Annotated in this window: 4 protein-coding genes; all 4 read left to right on the top strand. The window is 69.0% G+C overall.

The genetic code is table 11. The annotated features are described in order from the left end of the window. On the top strand, positions 1–293 hold a 293-nt coding region (locus tag DK254_RS21365), incomplete at its 5' end, for a formaldehyde-activating enzyme (RefSeq protein ID WP_177412101.1). Positions 294–303: 10 nt separating this feature from the next. Next, the gene (locus tag DK254_RS21360) at positions 304–1338 is read left to right on the top strand and encodes an aldo/keto reductase (protein WP_109935377.1); all 1035 of its coding nucleotides are present in this window, start codon (positions 304–306) and stop codon (positions 1336–1338) included. After that, a complete protein-coding gene (locus tag DK254_RS21355) occupies positions 1335–2774 on the top strand; it encodes an NAD-dependent succinate-semialdehyde dehydrogenase (RefSeq protein ID WP_109935376.1) in 1440 nt (479 codons plus the stop codon). Before DK254_RS21360 ends, DK254_RS21355 begins: the two co-directional genes overlap by 4 nt. A 119-nt stretch (positions 2775–2893) precedes the next feature. Beyond that, the gene (locus DK254_RS21350) at positions 2894–4252 is read left to right on the top strand and encodes an MFS transporter (RefSeq protein ID WP_109935375.1); all 1359 of its coding nucleotides are present in this window, start codon (positions 2894–2896) and stop codon (positions 4250–4252) included. The last annotated feature ends 68 nt before the right edge of the window (positions 4253–4320 follow it).

Raw genomic sequence — 4320 nt, 5'->3', positions numbered from 1 at the left:
GCGGCGACCTGCACGCCAACGCCACCTGGGGCGCGTCCCAGGCCGGCATCGCCAAGGCCGTCACCGAGGCGCTGCTGGACGGCACCCTGCCGGCCGAGGCCGAGGACGAGTGGGCCATCGTCACCGCCAACTGGGTCAACCCGGCCTGCGACGACCTGGATGCCGTCTACCTGAACAACTACAACGCCTGCCGCACCGCCATCCGCGCGGCGCTGGCCTGCAAGCCCGAGCGCGCGCAGCTGGCCGACGTGGCCGGGCAGATCGCCAACCCCTTCTACACCCCCAAAGCCTGAGGTCGCCGCCATGCAGTACATCCGTCTCGGCAACTCCGGCCTGCAGGTCTCCAAGCTGTGCCTGGGCACCATGAACATGGGCACCCCGGACTGGAAGCCATGGATCTTCGACGAACAGAAGAGCGAGCCGATCGTGAAGCACGCCCTGGACGCCGGGGTGAACTTCATCGACCTGGCCGACTTCTACTCCGCCGGCGTCGGCGAGGAAGTGGTGGGGCGCATCCTCAAGCGCCTGGTGCGCCGCGAGGACATCGTCGTCACCACCAAGGTCGGCTACGGCACCCGCCAGGGCATCAACGCCAGCGGCCATTCGCGCAAGCACATCCTGGACAGCATCGACGCCTCCCTGGCCCGCCTGGGCATGGACTACGTCGATATCTACATGCTGCATTTCTATGACGTGAACACCCCGGTCGAAGAGGCCATGGGCGCGCTCAACGACATCGTGAAGGCCGGCAAGGCCCGCTACATCGGCGTGTCCACCATGCTCACCGGGCAACTGGCGAAAATCCTCATGGCCTGCGAGCGCAACGGCTGGGTCAAGCCGATCAACATGCAGTTGCAGCTCAACTGCGCATACCGCGAGGAAGAGCGCGAGATGATCCCGTTCTGCCGCGACCAGGGCCTCGGCGTCTCGGTGTTCAGCCCGCTGGCCCGCGGCCTGCTGACCGGCGATGCGCAGTCCACGCGCAACCAGACCGACTTCTTCACCCAGCAGATGTACGCCGACGAGGCCTCCTTCGAGATCGCCCGCTCGGTGCAGCGCGTGGCCCGGCGCCGCGACGTGAGCAACGCGCAGATCGCCCAGGCCTGGGTGCTGAACCACCCCGGCGTGGACTGCATGCTGGTCGGCGCCGACACCACCGCGCAGTTCGACAGCGCCCTGGCCGCCCTGGAAACGCGCCTGGACGAGGAAGAACTCTACGAGCTGGAACGCAACTACACGCCCTGCGACGTCATCAACGACTATACCGCCGGCAAGCGCATCCTCCGTGTGGCCCGGCCGATGCGCGAGACCTTTTCGCTGACGGAGGCCGTGGCATGAGCGAACTGCTGAGAGCCGGCCACTACATCGACGGCCAATGGCGGGCCGGCGGCCCCACCTACGCGGTGCGCAACCCGGCCAACGACGAGGTCATCGCCCAGGTGCCGCACGGCGGCGCCGAGGAAACCAACGCCGCCATCGCCGCCGCCGAGCGCGCCCTGCCGGCCTGGCGCGGCCTGCTGGCCAAGGAGCGCGGCGCGCGCCTGCGCCGCTGGGCCGAGCTGATGCTGGCCAGCCAGGACGAGCTGGCGCGCCTGCTCAGCCGCGAGCAGGGCAAGCCGCTGGCCGAGGCGAAAGGGGAGGTGGCCTACGCGGCGAGCTTCCTCGACTGGTTCGCCGAAGAAGCCAAGCGCGTGTACGGCGACGTGATCCCCTCGCACAAGACCGACGCGCGCATCGTCGTCACCAAGCAGCCGGTGGGCGTGGTGGCCGCCATCACGCCCTGGAACTTCCCGCTGGCGATGGTCACCCGCAAGGTCGGCCCGGCGCTGGCGGCCGGCTGCACCCTGATCCTCAAGCCGTCCGAGGAAACCCCGCTGTCGGCCTTCGCCCTGGCCGTGCTGGCCGAGCAGGCGGGCATCCCTGCCGGGGTGTTCAACATCGTCTCCGGCGATGCCGCGGCCATCGGCGGCGCGCTGCAGGCATCCCCGGTGGTGCGCAAGCTGACCTTCACCGGCTCCACCCGCACCGGCAAGCTGCTGATGCGCCAGGCCGCGGACACCCTGAAGAAGGTCTCCCTGGAGCTGGGCGGCAACGCGCCCTTCATCGTCTTCGCCGACGCCGACCTGGACGCCGCGGTGCGCGGCGCCATGGCCTCGAAGTTCCGCAACACCGGGCAGACCTGCGTGTGCGTCAACCGCTTCTACGTGCAGGACGAGGTGTACGAGGCCTTCACCGCCAAGCTGGCCGAGGCGGTGCGCGCGCTGCGCGTGGGCAGCGCCCTGGAGGGCGAGACCGAGCAGGGCCCGCTGATCAACGCGGCGGCCCTGGCCAAGGTCGAGCAGCACGTCGGGGACGCCCTGGAGAAGGGCGCCCGGCTGCTTTGCGGCGGCCAGCGCCACGCCCTGGGCGGCACCTTCTACGAACCCACGGTACTGGCCGAGGCCAACGCGGACATGCTGATCGCCGGCGAGGAAACCTTCGGCCCGGTGGCCGCCTGCTTCCGCTTCCGCGACGAGGCCGAGGTGCTGCGCCTGGCCAACGACACGCCCTACGGCCTTTCCGCCTACTTCTACAGCCGCGACATCGGCCGCGTCTGGCGCATGGCCGAGGGCCTGGAGGCCGGCATGGTCGGCATCAACGAAGGGATCATCTCCACCGAGGTGGCGCCCTTCGGCGGCATCAAGGAATCCGGCCTGGGCCGCGAGGGCTCGAAGTACGGCCTCGACGACTACCTGGAGATCAAGTACCTGCTGCTCGGCGGCCTGGCCGACTGACGCCGCCGCGCACGCAGCCGCGGCCACGCCGCTAAGGAGTTCCGCCAACCGCCGCCGCCCCGACCGGTGCGGCGGTCACCCTTCCGTTCAGACAACAAGAAAAAGACTCGGAGACGATCATGTCGGGTAACACAGTCAGAATCGATGACCTGCCCATCGGCAGGTTCCACATCAAGATCGCCGGCCTCACCTTCGGCGCCCACTTCACCGACGGCTACATCCTCGGGCTGATCGGCATCGCCTTCACCCTGATCAACCCGCAGCTGAACCTCGACCCCTTCTGGCAGGGCCTGATCGGCAGCTCGGCGCTGCTCGGCCTGTTCTTCGGCAGCCTGTTCTTCGGCTGGATTTCCGACCACCTGGGGCGGCAGAAAATCTTCCTCATCAGCTTCGTGCTGATCACCCTGGCCTCGCTGCTGCAGTTCTTCGCCGAAACCGCGCTGCAACTGTTCCTCTGCCGGGTGCTGATCGGCATCGGCCTGGGCGGCGACTTCAGCGTCGGCCACGCCATGCTCGCGGAGTTCTCGCCGAAGAAGCACCGCGGCGTGCTGCTGGGCTCCTTCAGCGTGATCTGGACCTTCGGCTACGTCGCCGCCACCTTCGTCGGCACCGCCATGCTCGGCCTTGGCGACGACGCCTGGCGCTGGATGCTGGCGTCCTCGGCGATCCCCGCCGCGCTGATCCTGGTCGCCCGCATCGGCACCCCGGAATCGCCGCGCTGGCTGGTGCACAAGGGCCGCATCGAGGAAGCCCGGGCCATTGTCCGCAAGCATCTGGGCGCCCACGTCGTGCTCGACGACGAGATCGCCGAGGAACTCAAGGGCGGCTTCCGCCAGCTGTTCAGCGCGCAGTACCGCAAGCGCACCGCGTTCAACTGCCTGTTCTTCATCTGCATCGTCATGCCGTACTTCGCCATCTACACCTTCCTGCCGTCGATCCTGCAGAAGATGGGCCTGGCCGAGGGCTTCGGCACCGAGATGCTGCTCAACGCGCTGCTGGTTGTGGGCGCCCTGGTGGGCATCTGGTGCACGGTGAAGTTCACCCGCCGCGGCTTCCTCATCGGCGCCTTCCTGATCCTCTCCGCCGCGCTCTTCCTGCTGGTGCTGCTGCCCGGCAGCCTGGCCTGGCTGATGGTGGCTACCTTCGGCCTGTTCACCCTGGTGCTCTCGGCGGTGAGCAACCTGGTCGGCGTCTACCCGGCGGAAAGCTTCCCCACCGAAGTGCGCGCCGGCGGCATCGGCCTGGCCACCGCCGCCAGCCGCCTGGGTTCGGCGCTGAGCACCTTCCTGCTGCCGGTCAGCGTGGCCGGCATCGGCCTCAACCCGACCATGGCCATCCTCGCCGGCATCCTCCTGTTCGGCGCGCTGATCTCCATGGCCTGGGCGCCGGAGACCAAGTACCTGACGCTGACGGATGCGGGGAAGGGCGAAGGCGAGGGCGACGCGCAAGGGCCGGCGCGCAAGGCGGCGCTGGTCTGATCCGTAGCCGGGGCGGACGCCTTCGTCCCGCCCTGGCTGCAAGCCGGGGCCGGGCGCCCGGCGGGGGC

This window comes from Pseudomonas sp. RW407, assembly GCF_003176655.1.
In the GTDB taxonomy this organism is placed as follows: domain Bacteria; phylum Pseudomonadota; class Gammaproteobacteria; order Pseudomonadales; family Pseudomonadaceae; genus Pseudomonas; species Pseudomonas delhiensis.
The sequence above is the reverse complement of the archived record's forward strand: the minus strand, read 5'-3'. Positions and strand labels throughout refer to the sequence as shown.